The sequence below is a fragment of the Salinicola lusitanus genome, assembly GCF_038648475.1.
Taxonomy (GTDB): domain Bacteria; phylum Pseudomonadota; class Gammaproteobacteria; order Pseudomonadales; family Halomonadaceae; genus Salinicola; species Salinicola lusitanus.
Genome location: NZ_CP151919.1, coordinates 2,750,957 through 2,770,702, shown reverse-complemented (window position 1 = coordinate 2,770,702; position 19,746 = coordinate 2,750,957). Strand labels below are relative to the sequence as shown.

At 64.7% G+C, this 19,746-nt stretch carries 13 protein-coding genes; 6 read left to right on the top strand and 7 right to left on the bottom strand.

The genetic code is table 11. From position 1 onward, the window contains the following. Positions 1 to 46 precede the first annotated feature (46 nt). Positions 47 to 1,489: a Fe-S cluster assembly protein SufB gene (gene sufB, locus AAGT95_RS12430; RefSeq protein ID WP_110600658.1), complete on the bottom strand. Its 1,443-nt coding sequence runs from the start codon at positions 1,487 to 1,489 to the stop codon at positions 47 to 49. A 106-nt stretch (positions 1,490 to 1,595) separates the two neighbouring features. Beyond that, entirely contained in the window at positions 1,596 to 2,075 is a 480-nt protein-coding gene (locus AAGT95_RS12425) for an SUF system Fe-S cluster assembly regulator (RefSeq protein ID WP_110600656.1), read from the bottom strand. A 704-nt stretch (positions 2,076 to 2,779) separates the two neighbouring features. Between AAGT95_RS12425 and AAGT95_RS12420 the strand changes: the two genes are divergently transcribed. The 6 genes from AAGT95_RS12420 to AAGT95_RS12395 all read left to right on the top strand — a co-directional run bounded on the left by AAGT95_RS12420 (position 2,780) and on the right by AAGT95_RS12395 (position 12,961). After that, the gene (locus AAGT95_RS12420) at positions 2,780 to 4,195 is read left to right on the top strand and encodes a UDP-glucose/GDP-mannose dehydrogenase family protein (RefSeq protein WP_342593981.1); all 1,416 of its coding nucleotides are present in this window, start codon (positions 2,780 to 2,782) and stop codon (positions 4,193 to 4,195) included. Between the two features lie 192 nt (positions 4,196 to 4,387). Further along, the gene (locus tag AAGT95_RS12415) at positions 4,388 to 6,349 is read left to right on the top strand and encodes a glycosyltransferase (RefSeq protein WP_342593980.1); all 1,962 of its coding nucleotides are present in this window, start codon (positions 4,388 to 4,390) and stop codon (positions 6,347 to 6,349) included. 28 nt (positions 6,350 to 6,377) lie between these two features. After that, a complete protein-coding gene (locus AAGT95_RS12410; RefSeq protein ID WP_110600650.1) occupies positions 6,378 to 7,817 on the top strand; it encodes an HlyD family efflux transporter periplasmic adaptor subunit in 1,440 nt (479 codons plus the stop codon). A gap of 65 nt (positions 7,818 to 7,882) precedes the next feature. Further along, complete coding sequence (locus AAGT95_RS12405) at positions 7,883 to 8,779, top strand: polysaccharide lyase (protein WP_110600648.1); 897 nt, start codon at positions 7,883 to 7,885, stop codon at positions 8,777 to 8,779. A 29-nt stretch (positions 8,780 to 8,808) separates the two neighbouring features. Continuing rightward, entirely contained in the window at positions 8,809 to 10,095 is a 1,287-nt protein-coding gene (locus AAGT95_RS12400) for an alginate lyase family protein (RefSeq protein ID WP_342593979.1), read from the top strand. Between the two features lie 109 nt (positions 10,096 to 10,204). Continuing rightward, on the top strand, positions 10,205 to 12,961 hold the full coding sequence (locus AAGT95_RS12395; protein ID WP_342593978.1) for a tetratricopeptide repeat protein: 2,757 nt from the start codon (positions 10,205 to 10,207) through the stop codon (positions 12,959 to 12,961). A gap of 222 nt (positions 12,962 to 13,183) precedes the next feature. Here the strand turns inward: AAGT95_RS12395 and AAGT95_RS12390 are convergent, their stop codons facing one another. The 5 genes from AAGT95_RS12390 to hflX all read right to left on the bottom strand — a co-directional run bounded on the left by AAGT95_RS12390 (position 13,184) and on the right by hflX (position 19,735). After that, positions 13,184 to 14,476, bottom strand: coding sequence for an adenylosuccinate synthase (locus AAGT95_RS12390; protein WP_110710196.1), 1,293 nt, complete (start codon positions 14,474 to 14,476; stop codon positions 13,184 to 13,186). Positions 14,477 to 14,564: 88 nt separating this feature from the next. After that, positions 14,565 to 15,746 carry an ATP phosphoribosyltransferase regulatory subunit gene (locus tag AAGT95_RS12385; protein WP_110601108.1) on the bottom strand — a complete coding sequence of 394 codons (1,182 nt, stop codon included), beginning with the start codon at positions 15,744 to 15,746 and terminating at the stop codon, positions 14,565 to 14,567. Positions 15,747 to 16,021: 275 nt separating this feature from the next. Further along, a complete protein-coding gene (hflC, locus tag AAGT95_RS12380) occupies positions 16,022 to 16,987 on the bottom strand; it encodes a protease modulator HflC (protein ID WP_110600643.1) in 966 nt (321 codons plus the stop codon). Beyond that, on the bottom strand, positions 16,987 to 18,219 hold the full coding sequence (gene hflK / locus AAGT95_RS12375; protein WP_342593977.1) for an FtsH protease activity modulator HflK: 1,233 nt from the start codon (positions 18,217 to 18,219) through the stop codon (positions 16,987 to 16,989). Before hflK ends, hflC begins: the two co-directional genes overlap by 1 nt. Before the next feature lie 193 nt (positions 18,220 to 18,412). Then, the gene (gene hflX / locus AAGT95_RS12370; protein WP_342593976.1) at positions 18,413 to 19,735 is read right to left on the bottom strand and encodes a ribosome rescue GTPase HflX; all 1,323 of its coding nucleotides are present in this window, start codon (positions 19,733 to 19,735) and stop codon (positions 18,413 to 18,415) included. Between the last annotated feature and the right edge of the window lie 11 nt (positions 19,736 to 19,746).

The following is a 19,746-nucleotide window of genomic DNA, read 5'->3' as shown; positions in this document are numbered from 1 at the left end:
GCCGACGCAGCCTCCCGGATGAAATGATTTCGGCAATGGCGACGGATCAGCCCACCGAGCCTTCCAGCGTGACGTTGAGCAGTGCCTCGGCCTCGACCGCAAACTCCATCGGCAACTCCTGGAAGACGTCCTTGCAGAAGCCGTTGACGATCATGCTCACGGCATCTTCCTCGTCGATACCCCGGGCACGGCAGTAGAACAGCTGATCGTCGGCGATCTTGGAGGTCGTGGCTTCATGCTCGACGGTCGCGGTGCTGTTGCCGATCTCCTGATAGGGGAAAGTGTGCGCACCACACTGGTCGCCGATCAGCAGCGAATCGCACTGGGTGTAGTTTCGCGCGCCCTTGGCCCGCGGCCCGATCTTGACCAGCCCGCGATAGGACTGATCACTGCGACCGGCGGCGATCCCCTTGGCGACGATGGTCGATCGGGTGCCCTCACCGATATGGATCATCTTGGTGCCGGTGTCGGCCTGCTGTCGGCCGTTGGTCACCGCGACGGAGTAGAACTCGCCGATGCTCTCCTTGCCGCGCAGCATGCAGGAGGGGTATTTCCAGGTGATCGCCGAGCCCGTCTCGACCTGGGTCCAGCTGATCCGGGAGCGATCGCCGCGGCAGTCGCCGCGCTTGGTGACGAAGTTGTAGATGCCGCCCTTGCCATCCTCGTCGCCCGGATACCAGTTCTGGACCGTCGAATACTTGATGTAAGCGTCTTCCAGCGCCACCAGCTCGACCACGGCCGCGTGCAGCTGGTTCTCGTCGCGCATCGGCGCGGTACAGCCCTCGAGGTAGGAGACCTGCGCCTGCTTGTCGCAGACGATCAAGGTGCGCTCGAACTGGCCGGTATTAGCGGCGTTGATACGGAAGTAGGTAGAGAGCTCCATCGGGCATTTCACGCCTTCCGGCACGTAGACGAAGGAGCCGTCGGTGAACACCGCGGAGTTGAGCGCGGCGAAGTAGTTGTCCGCCTGGGGCACCACGGTACCCAGATATTGACGGACCAGTTCCGGGTACTCGCGGATCGCCTCGGAAATGGAGCAGAAGATCACGCCCGCTTCGTGGAGCTTTTCCTTGAACGTCGTGGTGACGGAGACGGAGTCGAATACCGCATCCACCGCGACCCCCGCCAGCGCTGCCCGTTCATGCAGCGGGATCCCCAGCTTCTCGTAGGTCTCCAGCAGCTTGGGATCCACCTCGTCCAGGCTCTGCGGGCGATCTTCCGGCTTCTTGGGCGCGCTGAAGTAGGAGATCGCCTGATAGTCGATCGGCGGGTACTCCAGGTGTGCCCAGGAGGGAGGCGTCATCTTGAGCCACTGGTGATAAGCCTCGAGGCGCCACTCCAGCATCCACTGCGGCTCACCCTTTTTCTGGGATATGAAGGCGATCGTGCTTTCATCCAGGCCGGGCGGCACGGTATCGCTTTCGATGTCGGTCACGAATCCCTGCTTGTATTCGCGACGGACCAACTGCTCCATCTCTTCGCTAGCCATGGTCTTCTCTCCTCTCCACCGAGAGTCTTATGACGAAGGCACAATCCCGGGCCGGGCCAGAGGCAACGAATGTCGCCACCGCTGGGCCAGCCATCGCCGCACCTTCTTAATGTTCGCGCAACGCCCCGCTTGCCGTGGGCAACGTCACGCTTTGAATGGGTAGCTGCACCGGCAGCTTGAGTGGACTGGATTGCGCGAGATGCGCCAGTGTCACCCCGTCGAGCAGCGTGCGGATCGCCTGCGACACGCGCTGCCAGTTGTCGGCGACGCCGCAGGAGTCGAGCAGCCCACACTCGCCGTCGGCGTGGCTGCATTCGGTCATGCCGATCGGCCCCTCGATCGCGGCGATGATATCACTGGCCGTGATATCCGCCGGAGAGCGGGACAACACGTAGCCGCCGTGCGAACCCCGACGGGACTCGAGCAGCCCACTCTTGGCCAGCATCTTGAGCGTCTTCCCCACCGTGGGATGCGGAAGCTTCACGCGCGCAGCCAACTCCGACGCGGTGTGGGCCTGATCCGGATCCCGCGCGATCTGCGCCATGATCACCGCCGCGTAGTCCGTCAATTTCGATAGCTTCAGCACGTCTCGATGCCCTCTCGATCCTGACAGCCGCCATATAGGACCATTTTAGTCCTCTTTACATACGCTGTGAACCCACAACGGACGGCGAACCCCTCGCCGCGACGCATCGAGATAGCCCCCCTGTAAAACCAGCGCCATGCACGTCCAGAAAACAGGACACGGCGCCGGCTGGGGAAACTGCTGCAAAGGCCTCGCCTTGGCAGGCTCGCCGTTGGAGGATCACGGCTTCCGACCGTCGATTGGTGACAACCACCCGTGATGTCGGCGGGGCGAGCGCGGAGGCCAAAACATGTCGTCAATTCACGCAACGACAAAATGACACAACAAACAAAAAAAAGACTCACTTCGTTCTTAAAGCAATTATTTGAAACATGTTTTTACAAAAAGGGGTATTTTGCTCGGTCTGCACGTCCCCGTGCTGCGACACCCGGCGTCCGCAACCGGCTACGCCCTGTGCAATACACCGACACAAATATCGCACTCTCGATTACATCAGAATTTCCTGAATTGGACCTAAGTAAGCCTTGCACCTACCGTTGTCCCGACTTTTCGGAAACGCTGTTTGTCATCGGCTGTAAACCGAGCGCTACCGTTTGAGGACCGTGATGACAGGGTCGTCGACCCTCGAGTCCGGACCCCGTAGCGACAGGTTGATGCCGTTGAAGAAGAACGCGTCGCGACACGAACCAGCAAGGAGAGCCATCGTGCGGATCACCATTTTTGGAACGGGATATGTCGGACTCGTCACCGGTACCTGCCTCGCCGAGGCCGGCCACGAAGTCATGTGCATGGACGTCGACAGCAACAAGATCAACGGCTTGATGAACGGCATCGTGCCGATTTACGAACCGGGCCTGGAAGCCCTGGTCAAGCAGAACGTCGCCGAGGAGCGGTTGCTGTTCACCGCCGATCCGGCCGAGGCCGTCGGCTTCGGCACCCTGCAGTTCATCGCCGTGGGAACCCCGCCGGACGAGGATGGCAGCGCCGATCTCAAGTACGTCCTCAGCGTGGCCGACACCATTGCCGAACACATGCAGGAGTACAAATTGATCATCGACAAGTCCACGGTGCCGGTAGGCACGGCGGATCGCGTCTCCGAGGCCATTGCCCAGCGCCTCCACCAGCGTGACGTCGATATCCCGTTCGATGTCTGCTCCAACCCGGAGTTCCTCAAGGAGGGCTCGGCCGTCGAGGACTTCTCCCAGGGCGCTCGCATCGTCATCGGTTGCGACTCGCCCCGCGTCGAACCGCTGATGCGTGAATGTTACGCCCCCTACAACCGGCGCCAGGAGAAGCTGATGTTCATGGACATCCGCAGCGCCGAGCTGACCAAGTACGCCGCCAACGCCATGCTGGCGACCAAGATCAGCTTCATGAACGAGATCTCGAATCTGGCCGAACGGCTCGGCGCCGACGTCGAGAACGTGCGTCGCGGCATCGGCAGCGACCCGCGCATCGGCTACAGCTTCATCTATCCCGGCTGCGGCTACGGCGGCTCCTGCTTCCCGAAAGACGTTCAGGCATTGGCGCGAACTGCCACCGATGTCGGTTACGAAGCTCAACTGCTCAACGCCGTCGAATCGGTCAACTATCGCCAGAAGGCGAGCCTGTTCACCAAGCTTTCCCAGGCCCTCGACGGCGATCTGGAGGGCAAGACCATCGCGGTGTGGGGCCTCGCCTTCAAGCCCAATACCGACGACATGCGCGAAGCGCCGAGCCGCGAGCTGATGGAAGCCATCTGGGCCGCCGGCGGCAAGGTCCGGGCCTATGATCCGGAGGCGATGCAGGAGTGTCGACGCCTCTACGGCGAGCGCGACGACCTGGCGCTGGCGAAGCGCCGCGACGACACCCTGGAAGGCGCCGACGCGCTGGTCATCTGTACCGAATGGAAGGCCTTCCGCACGGTCGATTTCCGGCGCCTGCGCGAGCAGCTCACCACCCCGGCGATCATCGACGGGCGCAACCTGTTCAATCCGGAGAGCGTGCGCGCCGCGGGCCTGCTCTATTTCGCGGTTGGTCGTGCCGACTCGCTGCGCATCCCGCTCTCCGGCGGCGACAGCGCCTCGGCCCCGCTGTCCCGGATCGGGCAAGACGGTCCCAGCGTCGCCTATACGCTGTAACCCCCGGCCTCGTCGGCGGCAGGGCCGCCGACCTCCCCTTTCGATCACGATCTGCATCGGCGCCACCGCGTCGATCGCGGGAACGTCGTGTCTGCCCTCGAGATTCGGTGGTCACGCGCAAGGGACCGGGTCGCTCAATGACGCCGCAACGTCGCGTCATCGAGCGACCCCAGAAGATTTCAGGGACATCCGATGAGCGACATCAACTACACCCGAGCCAGACCCAGCAGGGCGTCGGTGGCAACCGAATTCACGGTCATGCTGCTGCTCGCGACGCTGGTCCTGCTGCTGGTAACGCATCTGCCAGGCGAGGTCTTCCATCCCGGTTCGAAGAGCTTCATCTTCGCCGTGGGCCTGATCGGCGTCTGGCGTTACTCATGGTGGTTCGTCCAGGCGATCCGTTCGGTCTGGTACAACCGCCGCATGTTTCCCCGGCTACGAGCCCAGGCCGATGCCGTCGGTGCCACCGAGACACCGGACGCGCTCTACATCCTGTGCACGTCTTTCCGGATCGACACCGGAGTCACTTTCGCCGTCTACGACGCCCTGATTCGCGATGCCGCCGACTATGGCGTGCCGACCACGCTGTTCGCCGCGATCGCCGATCGCAGCGATGTCGACATCATCGATCAGGTGATGGACGAACACGGCTGGCCGGACAATATCAGTGTCCGCTACATGTTCCAGAAGGGCGATGGCAAACGCTCGGCCATGGCCGAGGTGCTACGTGCCATCTCGCGCTGCATGCCGACCCACCGTTCACTGCTGGTGAGCATGGACGGCGACATTCGCATCGAACCGGGAACGCTGGCGCGATCGCTGTCGTTCTTCCTGGCGAAAGAGGATCTGGGCGCGATCACCACCAACAACAACGCCGTGGTGATCGGAAACGACGCGACCAAGGAGTGGTACGACCTGCGCTACGCCCAGCGTCATCTGGTCATGAGCTCGACCTCCGTCTCGGAACGGCTGCTGGTACTGACGGGCCGCTACAGCGCCTTCCGCGCCGACCTGGCCACCCAGCCCGAGTTCATCGAACTGGTCGAGAACGACCATGTCGAGCACTGGCGTTTCGGTAACTTCAAGTTCCTCTCCGGCGACGACAAGTCGACCTGGTTCTGGCTGCTCAAGCATCGCTGGAAGATGCTCTATCTGCCGGATGTCACTGTCACCGGCTTCGAGGAACTGCCGGATCGCCGGCGCTTCTTCAAGTCGACGCTAGACCTGATGCGTCGCTGGTTCGGCAACATGCTGCGCACCAACGGCCGCGCGATCGCGCTCGGCCCCCGGCGAATGGGTTTCTACACCTGGTGGAGCCTCGTCGATCAGCGGCTTTCGATGTGGACCACTCTGATCGGCCCGTGCATCGCCGTGCTGCTGACCCTGTTCGTACGCCCGTCGTTCATCTTCGCCTATCTGCTCTGGATCCTGATGACCCGCGGCATCACCAGCCTGGTGCTGGCATGGCAGCGTGGCCGCTGGAGCGCGCTGTGGGTGCCGATGCTCTACTACAACCAGCTCAGCGGCGCGATTCTCAAGACCTACGTCAGCTTTCGCTTCAATCGCCAGAAGTGGTCGCGTCAGGGCATTTCGGCCGGTGAGCCGGAAGACCCGAGTGCCGCGCGCCGCCAGCGCTTGGGCGGCCACCTCATCCACACGCTCTACTTTGGCGCGCTGATCTTCGTGCTGGCCGTCTTCGGCGGGATCATGGCACCGGCGGACCGGCTCTCGCTCGCGGCGATGGTCGGCACCCAGCCGGAGGCCACCGACCACGGCGCCAGCCACGACAATCGCTGGCTCGCGCTGACGTTGGCCGATGCCCCGCAGGATGGCAGCGTGCAGCTGCCGGCGGGTCACTTCCGGATCGATGCCGGCTTCAACGACCAGGTCGCCTCGCTGGACAAGATCCGAGGCGCCAGCCTTCAGGGTTACGGCGACCCCGATGATCCGACCACGCTGCAGGTCGCCGGCGATCTCGCCCCCCAGCTCACTGCCGACGGCACCACGCTCGCCGAGGCGGGCCGATTCCAGTGTGACGAACAGCGCCCCTGCCGACTCCGGGTCGGCGGACAGGAGGTCCGCCTGACGAAGTTGTCACTGGTGCTCGGCGAAGCCCACGAGAAAACACAACTGCTGGCCCGGAACAGCCAGTAGGTCAGGGACTCGACAAGGAGATTTCATCATGTCAGATCAACACAACGACACGGACCAGTTACGCCACGAGCGCCGTGACGAACGCCGCCACGTTCGGGTCGAGATGCCCTTCGACGTACGCCTGGGCGACGGCCATGTGGCCAAGGGCCACGATCTCTCGATGGGTGGTTTTTCGGCGGAGACCTCGATGCCGCTCGAGCGCCAGCGCGAGATTCCCGTGGCGCTGATGCTGACCGCCAGCGGCATCGAACTGGCCCTATCCGCCACGGCGCGTCCGCTGCGAGAAATCGGCGAAGGCCGTTCGCAGCTCATCGCCTTCGAGTTCACCCGGATGGAACCCCGTCAACGGGATATCCTGCGCCGGGTGATTCGGGCCCAGATGAGCGGCCGCCACGTCAGTCTCGATGGCCTGATCGATCCGCAGGACGCCCAGACGCCGCGCAAGCGCCGGAGCAACGTGGCGACGCCGGCCACCCGACCCAAGCGCCGGGTGCCGATGTTCCGCTACCTGGCCCTGCTGGTCGCCGCCGGCGTGCTGACGGCTGCCGTCGCCGCGACCGTCTATCGCAACGTTTTCCTGATCGAGCCGAGCTTCGCTGCGGTGACGGCGCCGCGCACCGACATCCTTGCCCCCGGCGCCGGCCAGTTGAAGGATCTCGATCTCAAGGCCGGTGACAAGGTCGAACGCGACCAGCCACTGATCGACGTCAACAACGCCGAGCTGCAGAACGACCTGCTGCTCTCTCAGGCTTCGTTCGACTACAACAAGCGCTTGATCGAGAACCTGCAGCAGAGCCTCGATGACGCCGGCAACAGCAAGGTCAGCGTGGCCACCTCCTCCAATCCCGCCAACGGCGAGCTGGGTTTTGAAACCCTGTCACCGGAAATTGCCAAGACCCGGGTCGAGCAGTTCGAGACGGCCCGGGACTACGAGAGCTCGCGTATCGACGCCTACAAGGCGCGGGTCGCGGCCAACACCATCTACAGCCCCTGCGACTGCGAGGTCGCCTGGGCGCTCAGCGCCGCCGGCGGTACCTATGTCAACGAGGGCGACCGCGTCATGACGCTGGTCAGTACCAGCAACAACGACGTGATGGTCGAGGCGCTGGTGCATATGGAGGACATCGGCGATATCGAGAACCACCAGAAGGCTTACATCGCCCTGCCCAACGCCTCGGAGCCGATTCCCGCTCGCGTGCGCAGCGTCGCCCTCGACGTCGAGCGTCAGCCGCGCGCCGGCTTCCCCGACTGGGTGCGTCAACAGCAAAACGTGGCCAGCGTGCTGCTGGTGCCGGAATCGCCGCTGCCGGCAAGCACCGTAGGCACGCCGGTCGACGTGCGCTTCACCGATGCCCCGATGCTCGATACCGCTGCCGAATGGACCTACCAGGCCGGCCGCGCCATGGCTCAGGGCGTTCAGTCACTGTGGGGCCGCGCCGCCGACGGCATGAAGAGCGCCATGAACTGATCGTGTCATGAACTCGAACATCACCTAGCCATTCACGAAGCGCCACTCTCGCCAAGGAGACGAACATGATTCCAGCCAAGCTCGACAATAGCCAACCTCGCCGGCGGCGCCCGCTGGGTTCGGCGATTCTGGTCGCTGGCGCGTTGACACTGGCCTCGCTTCCCGCCCAGGCGGACAGCGATCACTCGCTCACCCAGCCGCAGGCCAGCGCCTGCTCATCCCGCTATGCGCCGGTGCAGATCCTGGCGATGAATGACAATGCCGACCCCAAAGCCTGGATCAAGGACAACCTGGCTGGCCAGCGTCGCTGGGGCGAGCAGAACCTGCAGGTCCTGGACAGCACCGAAAGCGGTCTTGGCAGCCCTGCCCTGCGTGTCAACTATCCCGCGGGCACGTCGTCGCCCAGCGACGCCGAAGAGGGCGGCGCCGGTTTCGTGGTGCCGGTGCCGGCGCTGCGTCAGGCCGATCGCGCCTGCCTGCGCTACCGGGTGCGCTTCCCGGCCGGCTTCGATTTCGTCAAGGGTGGCAAGCTGCCGGGGCTGTACGGCGGCGATGGCCCTACCGGCGGCGACGAAGTCACCGGCAAGAACGGCTTCTCGATGCGGTTCATGTGGCGCAAGCAGGGACAGGGCGAACTCTACGAGTATGTCGTCAACAAGGACTCCGACTACGGCGAATCGGTGGGCCGGGGCCGCTGGCACTTCACGCCGGGACAGTGGGTCACCGTCGAGGAGGAGATCGTGCTCAACGATCCCGAGCGGAAGAACGGCATTGCGCGAGTCTGGATCGACGGCCAGCCGACACTGGAACAGCAGGGCATCGTCTATCGCACCACGGATGAGGTGCACATCGACGGGCTGATGTTCTCGACCTTCTTCGGCGGCCATGGCAGCGATTGGCGCACGCCTCGGGACCAGACCGTCGATTTCGCCGATTTCACGCTGATGACCCCGAAGGGGTGATCCATCCTATCGACAGGGAGTCGATTATCATGAACCGGATGCCAATCGCGGGCCGACCCGGCCTGCGTCACAGCCTCGTTCTCGTCCTGGGTCTGGCGACCCTCGGCTCGGCCCTGTCGGCACAGGCGGTCGAACCGACGCCGACGGACCGGCCCGCCGAGGCGGACGAGACGATGAGCTTCGCCCAGCGCCAGAAGCTGGATCTGTCCGAGTACACAGTCACCGATCCGGATGCGTCCTATTTCGACGTCAAGGCGCGCATGGCCTTGCTGCAGCGCACCGACAACGACCTGCTGCAGTACAACCGGGATCAACTCGAGCAGGGTCCGAGCTGTCGTCAGGAGCTTTCCAAGCCGGCGCTGGACAGCGTCATCCGGATCCCCGGCTACTATCCGCAGCCCAAGGCGTGGGAGCTGGCCTCCGAGCCGCTGTTCGATTTCGAGGATACCGTCTCCAACCTGGCCGGCTCGTATGTCGCCTCCGGTGACGACTACTACGCCGACTGCCTGGTTCGGTTCCTGGACAAGTGGGCGACTCACGACGCGCTGAGCCAGTTCTACTACGATCGCCTGGAACCCCAGGGCTGGTACTCGACCGAATCGATGATGTTTGCCGCCGCGCTCGCCTATTCGGTCGTGCGTCCGGCGGTCGCGGACAAGCGTCCGGAGGCGATCGAGCGTATCGACCACTGGCTCAACACCCTGGCCCACAAGCACGCCTCCATCCGTGGCGGGGACCCGAGCTGTTGCAACAACCACTTCTATCGTCGCGCGCTCTACGCCAGCATGATCGGCGTGCTGACGGAAGACGATGAGCTGTTCCAGTTCGGCGTCAGCGCCGTCTACTCGGCGCTCAACGACCTGACCCCACGCGGCGCCTTGCCCCACGAGATGGCTCGCGGCCGCCGCGCCAGCCACTACCAGAATTACGCCCTGCTCTATCTGGTCACCATCATGCAGGTCGCCTATCGCCAGGGTTACGACCTGTTCGACTTCGAATACCACGGCCACACCATCGACGACGCCGTCCAGTTCGCCCTGGATACGTTCGACGATCCGGCGGCGCTGGGGGACCTGGCTACCCACGCACAGTACTACGGCTTCCTCGACGACGAGCAGTATCTCGCCTGGATGGAGATCTATCTCAGTCACCACGACGACGACAGGGTCGCCCACTACGTCAGCCAGAAACGGCCCATCGACAACCGCAGTGCCGGCGGCTACGTCACCTTCTATTTCATGGCTCCGCAGGCCCAGCCTCGGGCGCTACCGGAACCCGACAGGGCGGAACTTGCCGCCTTCGAGCCCGACGCGTGATCACGCCGCCAATCCCGACACCCGCATTCGAGCCTCGAGCTCAACCCCTGACCCATCTTGGCCCGCTCCAGGGACGGAGGCCGGGCCTGCCCCCGAAGGAGAGATTCACATGACCAGACCGACGCCCCCTTCCACCCGCAAAGACCTGCCAGTGACACGCCGCCGCGCTGGCAGTCGCTTCATGCTGGGCCTGGCATCGGTGGTGATGCTGACCGCCTGCGCGAGCCAGCAACCTGCCCAGACGCAACCGATCGCCGCCAAGGACCAGGAGCTGTTCGCCCATCACTACGTCGAGTCGATGCCCTCCACCGACTGGAACCGGGTGGAGTACATCCGCAGCCTCGAAGCCAAGGGGCAGAGTCTCGAGGCCATCGCACTGCTCAAGCCGATGGCGGTCACCCATCCCGAGGCCAGCTACGAGCTGGCTCGAATCTACGACGACGCGACCGGCGTACCCCGCGATCCGGCGATGGCGGCGCACTACTATCGCCAGGCCGTTCCCTATGAGTTCAGCGGCCTCGACAACGCCTCGTTGAAACTGGGCCGGCTCTACCGCGCCGGCGACGGGGTCAAGAAGGACCCCGCCCTGGCGTGGAACCTGTTTCAACAGGCGGTCGCTCACGATGGCAACCCCAGTGCGCGCATCGAGATCGCCGAAATGCAGCTGGCCGGAGAAGGCGTCGCGCGTGACGTCGACGGAGCGCGCCTCCAGTTGGAACAGGCGGCGGCGCTGAATGAGCCGCGCGCGCTCCAGGCCCTGGCCGAGAACTACGCGCCGGGCGGGGCTTTCGATAGCAACCCGAGCCAGGCACGGGCCTACGCCGAACGCTACGCCCAGGCAATGACGCCGCGCGCCGAGAGCGGCGACGTTGGCGCGATGCTGGCGCTTTCGCGCGCTTACGCCGAAGACGGTCTGCTGCCCCAGCCGGCACGCCAGCAGCAGTGGCTGATCCGTGCCGCCGACAGCGGTGACCCGCAAGCGCTGGCGGCCGCCGGCCACCTGCTGGTCACGCAGCAGAATCCCGCCCAGGGGCTGGACATGCTCCGGCGCGCGGCGGAGTCCGGCAATGTGGACGCTGCCTACTGGCTGGGCCAGGCCTATCTGGGCCAAGGTCAGATCGAGCCCAATCCGGGCCTGGCCGAAAAGTGGCTGTCGGAAGCCGCCCGGCAGGGCCAGCTCGATGCCGCCCGCACGCTGGGCCAGGCCTACGTGGCGGGAGACGTCCTGTCGCCAAGTCTCCAGCGCGGGGTCGCGCTGCTGCAGCGGGCGGCACAGCACGACGACGCCTACGCCCTCGCCCTGCTGGGCAATCTCTATCTCGAGGGAGATCGGCTCCAGGCTCAGCCGAGACAGGGCATCGAATATCTCGAACGTGCCCACGAACTGGGGCATCCCTATGCCACGGCGCGCCTAGGCCAAGCCTGCCTCGAGAGCGAGGGCACGCCGGCCGACCCGCAACGCGGCGTCTCGCTATTGAGCGAGGCGGCCGATCAGAATCAGAGCGGTGCCGCCCGGACCCTGGGGATCGCCTACCTGGACGGTGAGGGAGTCCAGCGCGACCCAGCCAAGGCGCAGCAGTGGCTGCACCGAGCCATCGAGCAGGACCCCGACGACACCACCGCCAAGACCCGGCTCGGTCAGGGCATCCTCGAGGGCAAGCTGCCCGGCAGGGATCACCAGGGCGTCAGGCTGCTGGAGCAAGCCGCCGATCAGGGCGACGCCTACGCCATGGTCGTGCTCGGCCGCGCCTACCGTGACGGGGTCGGCGTGCCACCGGACCTGAACCGCGCCGAACGCTGGCTGCAACGTGCCGCCCGCGCCGGCCACCCTTCCGCTGAGCAGGCGCTGGCGCGCACCTATCGCGCCAGTGGCGAGCAGGGCAACATCGATGACCTGATTCGCGCCGCCCGGATGGGCCAGGTACCGGCCATGGCGGACCTGGGTCGCGCCTATCTCGGTGGTCAAGGCGTTCGCGCCGATGACGCCAGCGCCAGGCAATGGTTGTCACGCGCCGCCGACGAAGGCCATCCCGGCGCCACCGCCTCGCTCGGCCGAATGTATGCCGACGGTCGCGGGGTCGCCGTCGACAAGGCGCGCGCCGCCAACTATTTCGAACGTGCGATTGCCGCTGGCCATGTCGGCGCCGAAGCCGACCTGGGCGGGATGCTGCTGACCGGCGACGGCGTCACCGCCGATCCACAACGCGGCGTCAGGCTACTGACCCGGGCCGCCAACGCCGGCCACGGCTCCGCCGGCGTGACCCTCGGCGAGGCCTACCTGAACGGTACCGGTGTCGCCGCCGATCCCGCCAAGGGCGTGCGCTATCTGGAGCGCGCGGCGCAGCGCGGCGACGATAATGCCCAGCGTGTCCTGGGGCAGGCCTATCTGGAGGGCAATGGCGTCGGCCAGGACTCGGCCCAGGCCATCGAGTGGCTCTCCCGCGCCTCCGACAAAGGCAACGTTTCTGCGAAAGCTGCGCTCGGTGCGGCTTATCTCGAGGGACAAGGCGGTATCGCCCAGGACGTGGCCCGCGGCAGGCAGCTGCTGACGGCGGCGGCCGACACTGGCCACGCCGGTGCCGAGGCGGCGCTGGGTCGCGCCTATCTCAGTGGCGAGGTGTTGCCGCGCGATACCCACAAGGGCGCCCGACTGCTGGTCGATGCGGCACGCCAGGGACACCGATCCGCCCGCGTGTCGCTGGCCCAGGCCTACCTCCAGGCGCGGGGCGTGGCGTTCGTCGATCAACAGCAGGCAATGATCTGGCTCGATGGCGTGATGGAGAGCGACAGCGAAACCGCCATCAGAACGTTGCAGGATCTACTCGAGGATACGGATGTCGCCGATGCCGCTGGCCAGGCAACCTGAGTGCTGCCCGAGGAATCGACAGGCCAGACAAGGCGCTGATCGGCGAACGGCAGGGCCGTGGCCCCACGAGTCGACTGTCAACGCCACCTGGGTGAGCGCCGGCCTGTGGCAGATAACGCGTGGTGAACGCGCGGCGTCGGCATCAACGCCGCCCCACCAACGACGAGACCCGCTGCCAAGGCAGCGGGTCTTGTCGTCGGGGTCATCGTCCAGCACGGGGCATCAGTCGAACGGATTGCGCAACACGATCGTCTCGTTACGGTCGGGGCCGGTGGAGATGATATCGATCGGCGTCCCCACCTCCTTCTCGAGAAAGGCGATATACGCCCGCGCGTTCGCCGGCAGATCATCGATGCTGCGTGCACCGATGGTCGACTCGTTCCAGCCCGGCAGATCGTGATAGAGCGGCTCGATCACCTCGTATCCCTCGGAGTCGACGGGATTGTCGATGGTCTCGCCATCCTTGCTGCGATAGCCGACACAGACCCGGATGTTCTCGAGGCCATCGAGGACATCGAGCTTGGTCAGGCAGATACCCGATACCGAGTTGATCTGCACCGCATGCCGCAGCGCCACGGCGTCGAACCAGCCACAGCGTCGCGCCCGCCCGGTGGTGGCGCCGAACTCGTGGCCCTTCTCCGCCAGGTGCCGACCGAATTCGTCGAACAGCTCGGTGGGGAAAGGACCGGACCCCACTCGGGTCGTGTAGGCCTTGGTGATGCCCAGCACGTAGTCGAGATAGAGCGGACCCACACCGGAACCGGTCGCGGTGCCGCCGGCGGTGGTGTTGGAACTGGTGACGTACGGATAGGTACCGTGATCGATGTCCAGCAGCGAGCCCTGGGCCCCCTCGAACAGAATGTTCTCGCCGGACTTGCGGATGTCGTGCACCAGAGAGACCGTGTCGCAGACCATTGGCCGCAGCTCTTCAGCGAAGGCCATCGCCTGATCCAGCACTTCCTGGAAATCGACCGCCGGCTCGCCGTGATAGCGGGTGAGCACGAAGTTGTGGTAGTCGAGCACCTCGCCCAGTTTTGACGCGAAACGCTCGCGATGCAGCATGTCGCCGAGCCGCAGGCCACGTCGCGCGACCTTGTCCTCGTACGCCGGGCCGATGCCGCGACCGGTGGTGCCGATCTTGGCGATCCCGCGGGCCTTCTCGCGCGCCTGGTCGAGACGGACGTGGTACGGCAGGATCAGCGGACAGGCAGGCGACAACCGCAGGCGCTTGCGCACCGGCACGTCCTTGGCCTCCAGCTCCTTGATCTCCTCGATCAACGCTTCCGGCGACAGCACCACGCCGTTGCCGATCACGCAGATCTTGTCGTCGCGCAACACGCCGGAGGGAATCAGGTGCAGAACCGTCTTCTGACCATCGATCACCAGCGTGTGGCCGGCGTTGTGTCCACCCTGGAACCGCACCACGGCACTGGCGGACTCGGTCAGCAGATCGACGACCTTGCCCTTGCCCTCATCGCCCCACTGAGTACCCAATACGACTACGTTCTTGCCCATTGCTCTCGTCTCTTGATCAACCCGTCGCGATCCCGTCGTTCGTCGCGATCCATTCGCTGTCACCTTGTCGGCATCTCGCCGTCATCGGTCAATCCAGCGGCTCGGTACGCCACTCTCCCTCCTGGAGCACCAAATGGCGATTGCATCGGTGTGCACCCGGACCGGTCCGCTGGTCGGGCAGTGCCTGGATCACGCGCTCTCCCTGTGCCCTTAGGCGATTGATGGCGTCGTTCAGCGCCGCATCCTCGCGGTTCGGCGCCCAGATGCCATCGGTTGGCGGCTCGCGCTCGGCCAGGGTCGCCAACTGTTTGAGATCCATGGAAAAACCGGTAGCTGGGCGAGCTCGACCGAAGGCCTTCCCGGTATCGTCGTAGCGCCCGCCCTTGCTCAGTGCCTGGCCGTAACCCGGCACGTAGGCGGCAAACACCATCCCGGTGTGATACTGATAGCCACGAAGCTCGGCCAGATCGAAGTAGAAAGAGACCTCGGGGTGCTCCGCCACCACGCCACGATGCAACCGCACCAACTGGTCGAGGGCTTCCCGCACGGCGTCCGGCGCATCGGCCAGTGCCAGCCTGGCGTGCTCGAGAATCTCCGCGCCGCCATGTAGCCTGGGCAGCTCGCCGAGCATCCGCGCCAGGCCCGGGTCCGCGACGTTCGCGGCGACCAGCTCGTCGATGACGACGTACGCCTTGCGCTCGATGGCGTCGAAAAACGCCCGCTCGACCTCTTCGTTCCAGCCGATGCCGCGCACCAGTTCGCGATAGATCGCGATGTGGCTCAGGGCCAGATGGATCTCGCTGGCGCCCGCCGCTTCCAGGCTGGAGAGCGCCAGCCTCAGCACCTCCAAATCGGCGTCGAGACCGGCATGGCCGAAGAGCTCGACGCCGACCTGCATCGGACTCCGCCCGCCCTGGTGCTTGTCGGCCTGAGCGCGCAGCACGGTCGTGCAGTAACAGAGTCGAACCGGACCCTGACGCTTCAGCGAATGGGCATCCATCCGCGCCACCTGCGGCGTGACGTCGGCGCTGGCCCCCATCATCCGACCGGTCAACTGGTCGGTCAGCTTGAACGTCTGCAGATCCAGATCCGTGCCCGTGCCCGTCAGCAGAGAATCGAGAAACTCGACCGGCGGCGGCATGACGAGGTCGTAGCCCCAGCGGTCGTACAGGTCGAGCAGCGTCCGACGCAACTCCTCCATCCGGGTCGCCTGCGGCGGCAATATTTCATCCATGCCGTCGGGAAGCAACCAGCGGTCAGCGATCGTCATGAGCTTGTCCTGCCAAGCGGTGATTCGGTAGTGATCGGGTGCCAAGGCGAACTTGCCCACCCCGTGATAGTCGCGGCCGAGGCGCCATGGGGCGTGGCCCCGCGGCGCATCCCGGACTCGCGCCTGCGCCTGGCTCGGCGTCGCCGAGAGTGATGGCACCGATACAGGCCGCACAAAAAAGCCGGGCGAAACCCGGCTAGGCGATGTTACCACGAAACGCCCGCGGAAAAATCCCGCGGGCGTCCGTTTTCCGCACTATTCGCGGTTGATGCCACTCACGGCGCCGAGGTCCCGTCAGGGGTCGGATTCTTCAGATAGCGGAAGAAGTCACTGTTGTCGGGGCTCAACACCAGCAGATCCTTTCCTTCGCCACTGAAGCTGTCGCGATAGGCCTGCATCGAGCGGTAGAAGGAGAAGAAATCCGGTGCCTGCTGATAGGCACTGGCGTAGATCTTCGCCGCCTGGGCATCGCCCTCACCCCGCGTGGTCTCCGCTTCCTGACGTCCATTCGCCAGAATTTCCTGGCGCTGACGGTCGGCATCGGCACGGATCGCCTCGGCCTGCTGAGAGCCCTCCGCACGATAGGTCCGCGCGGCGCGCTCGCGCTCCGAGTTCATCCGCTCGTAGACGGCCTGGGTCACTTCGGGCGGCAGCTCGATACGCTTGACGCGGATGTCGAGGATATGGACGCCAAGCTCGTCGCGCATGGCCTGATCGAGCTGTTGCACCGGTTCGACCATGAGCTCTTCCCGGGCACCCTCGACGGTATCGGCCCCCTTGTCCTCTCCCACCAGTTGCTGGTTGTCGCTCTCTGCCGCGATCCGCTCCTGGATGATGGATGACATCTCAGTCTGACCGAACTTGTTGCGCAGCGCTTCGTCGGTTCGCGGCGCGATCAGGTTCTCGGCGACCTGGATATTGCCCCGGGTCGCTTCGTAGAACTGCTGCGGGTCGGCTATCTTCCATTTCACGAAGGAGTCGACGATCACCGCCTTGGAGTCGGCAGTCAGGTAGCGCGTCGCACTGGAGTCCACCGTCTGCACGCGGACGTCGAAGATACGAACCGTGTTGAACACCGGCAGCTTGAAATGCAGGCCGGGGCCGATATCGTTTTCGATCACTTCACCAAAACGCAGCTTGATGGCGCGTTCGGTCTCGTTGACGACGTAGAAACTGGCGCTGGCGAACCATGCCAGCAAGGCCAGGATGATGACGCCAATCAGGGCGCGGTTATTAAACATTAGCGACCCTCCCGCAGGCTGGAACTACGCGTCGGCTGCTGCGAGCCACTGTTCATGTGATCGACTACCTGGCGTGATATCTGTTCGAGCTGCTGCATGCTCATCGAAGATGAACCGCTTTTGCCACTGGCATTGCCACCCGCCTGCATCTGGTTGAGCGGCAGTACCGTCACGGCATTGCTGTCACCCAGGTCGACGAGCGCCTTCGGCGTATTGCTCAGCACCTGGCTGATGGTTTCCAGATAGAGGCGTTGCCGGGTCACGTCCGGTGCCTGGCGGTATTCGCCCAGCAGCGAGTTGAAGCGATTGGTCTGGCCGGTGGCATCCGACACGATGGCCGCCTTGTAGCCGTTGGCCTCCTCGACCAGCCGCTGTTTCTGACCCTTGGCCTCGAGCACGACGGCCTGGCTGTAGGCATTGGCCTGGTTGATCGAGCGTTGACGCTCCTCGCGGGCGCGGATGACGTCGTCGAAGGCATTCTGGACCTGGTCCGGTGGCGCCGTCGATTCGACGTTGACCGTCTGCAGGCGCAGGCCAGTGCCGTAGGCGTCCATGTAGGCGGTCAGGCGATCGAAGATGCGCTGCCCCAGCCGATCCCGGCCAGTGGTGAGAATCTCCTGCAGATGCATGTTGCCCACTTCCTGGCGCAGGGCGGAATCCATCGCGTTCTGCAGCGTCATTTCCGGCTCGTTGACGTTGACCAGGAAGGCATGCGCATCGCTCACCACATACTGGGTCGACACGCTGACGCGAACGATATTCTCGTCGCTGGTCAGCATCGAGTCCGTCTGCGTGGCGGAGCGAATGCTGGTCACGTTGACGTTGTCCACCCGATCGATGATCGGCGGATTCCAGTGCAGGCCGGGATTCAAGGTGTCGGTGTACTTGCCGAGACGGAACACCACGCCGCGCTCGGACTGGTCGATCAGGTGGAAACCCGAACCGGCCCAGATCACGGCCGCAACGATCAGCACCAGGATCGGCAGCACGAACGGGTTGCGCTTGCCGCCACCGCTACCGCCGCTATCCCCGCCCCCGGAGCCCGAACGCTTGCCGCGCCCGCCCAGCAGACGATTGATCTTGTCCTGAAATTTCTTCAGCGCTTCATCGAGGTCCGGCGGCCCCTGATTGCCGCCACCGTTGTTGCCACCATTACCACTCGGACGCCGGCCCCCTCCGCCGCCCCAGGGGTCCTGCTGGTTGTTGCCACCACCAGGCTCATTCCAAGCCATACCTAGTCTCCAATGATGCGATCAAAGCGTTGCGTCAGGCCGAAGCATTACGCATGGCATCGGGAGCGTGAGCCGCCGTGGCGTTGCACTCGCGTGCAAAGGGTTGTTCGAACCGAGATCGAACCCTCGTTACCCTGCATCGTTCGGGTCCGGTTCCCGGACCACGAAGCTCCCCTGCGTCGTTTTTGTCACCTCAAACCCGTTCCCAATCGGCAACCGGTGTCTTTTCCGAGGTGGGTAAATAGTCGTCGGCGCGTTCGCCCAAGCGAGCCATCATCTGCATAAACTCCCGCCGGGGCAAGCGAATCTCCAGATTCGAATGTCCTTGTTCATCGAACGCTTCGTTCTGCACCGCCTGCAATTCATGCAGCGCCGCTCGTAGTCGACCCTGCTCGGGTGTCAGCGTCAAGCGGATATCCAGGATATCCTCGGCCAGCCACTCGCCGAGCGCCTCGCGCAGCAGCTCGAGTCCCTCGCCGTCGCGGGCGGAAAGCCATACGACCTGGGGGAATCCATGCTCGTCGCGCTCGATACGCGGCGACGTTCCCAGCAGGTCGATCTTGTTCATTACCAGCAGCCGGGGCACTTCATCGGCGTCGATCTCCGACAGCACGCTGTCGACCTGGGCGACATTGAGCTCGCGATCAGGGTCGGCCGCGTCGATCACGTGGACGATCAGGCTCGCCTCCGTGGCCTCCTGCAGCGTGGCCTGGAACGCCTCGACCAGCTTGTGCGGCAGGTGCCGGATGAACCCGACCGTGTCCGCCAGCACCACGTCGCCAACATCCGGCACGTCGAGCCGGCGCAGGGTCGGATCGAGCGTGGCGAACAGCTGATCGGCGGCGTACACCTCGGAGGCGGTGATCGAGTTGAACAGGGTCGATTTGCCAGCGTTGGTGTAACCCACCAGCGACACGCTGGGCACCTCCGCCCGCGCTCTGGCACGGCGGTTCTGATCGCGCTGCTTGCGTACCTTGTCGAGGCGCTTGTGGATCGACTTGATCCGGCCACGCAGCAGGCGACGGTCGGTCTCGAGCTGGGTCTCGCCGGGCCCGCGCAGACCGATACCGCCCTTCTGCCGCTCCAGGTGCGTCCACCCTCTCACCAGGCGCGTGGACATGTATTCGAGCTGGGCCAGCTCGACCTGGAGCTTGCCTTCGTGGGTTCGCGCGCGCTGCGCGAAGATATCGAGAATCAGGCCCGTTCTGTCGAGCACGCGACACTGGAGCGTACGCTCGAGGTTACGCTGCTGGGAGGGAGACAGGGCATGATTGAAAATGACCAGTTCGGCATGATGGGCCTCGAGCGCGGTCTTGACCTCGTCGAGTTTGCCACTGCCGATGAAGGAACGAGGATCGGGGCGGCGCCGACTGCCCTGAATCAGGGTAGCCGACTCCGCCCCGGCGGAGCGCACCAGTTCCAGGAGTTCACCCGGATCTTCGCGCTCCTGCTCGTCCTGAAAGTCCACATGGACCAGAATCGCCGTTTCGCCGGCGTCGGGACGTTCGAAAAACAATCACAACCTCT

Coding starts and splice junctions, on each gene's coding strand:
- AAGT95_RS12390 (WP_110710196.1), bottom strand. CDS start 14,476: ATGGGCAAGAACGTAGTCGTATTGGGTACTCAGTGGGGCGATGAGGGC.
- AAGT95_RS12395 (WP_342593978.1), top strand. CDS start 10,205: ATGACCAGACCGACGCCCCCTTCCACCCGCAAAGACCTGCCAGTGACA.
- AAGT95_RS12410 (WP_110600650.1), top strand. CDS start 6,378: ATGTCAGATCAACACAACGACACGGACCAGTTACGCCACGAGCGCCGT.
- AAGT95_RS12415 (WP_342593980.1), top strand. CDS start 4,388: ATGAGCGACATCAACTACACCCGAGCCAGACCCAGCAGGGCGTCGGTG.
- AAGT95_RS12385 (WP_110601108.1), bottom strand. CDS start 15,746: ATGACGATCGCTGACCGCTGGTTGCTTCCCGACGGCATGGATGAAATA.
- sufB (WP_110600658.1), bottom strand. CDS start 1,489: ATGGCTAGCGAAGAGATGGAGCAGTTGGTCCGTCGCGAATACAAGCAG.
- hflC (WP_110600643.1), bottom strand. CDS start 16,987: ATGTTTAATAACCGCGCCCTGATTGGCGTCATCATCCTGGCCTTGCTG.
- AAGT95_RS12405 (WP_110600648.1), top strand. CDS start 7,883: ATGATTCCAGCCAAGCTCGACAATAGCCAACCTCGCCGGCGGCGCCCG.
- AAGT95_RS12400 (WP_342593979.1), top strand. CDS start 8,809: ATGAACCGGATGCCAATCGCGGGCCGACCCGGCCTGCGTCACAGCCTC.
- hflK (WP_342593977.1), bottom strand. CDS start 18,219: ATGGCTTGGAATGAGCCTGGTGGTGGCAACAACCAGCAGGACCCCTGG.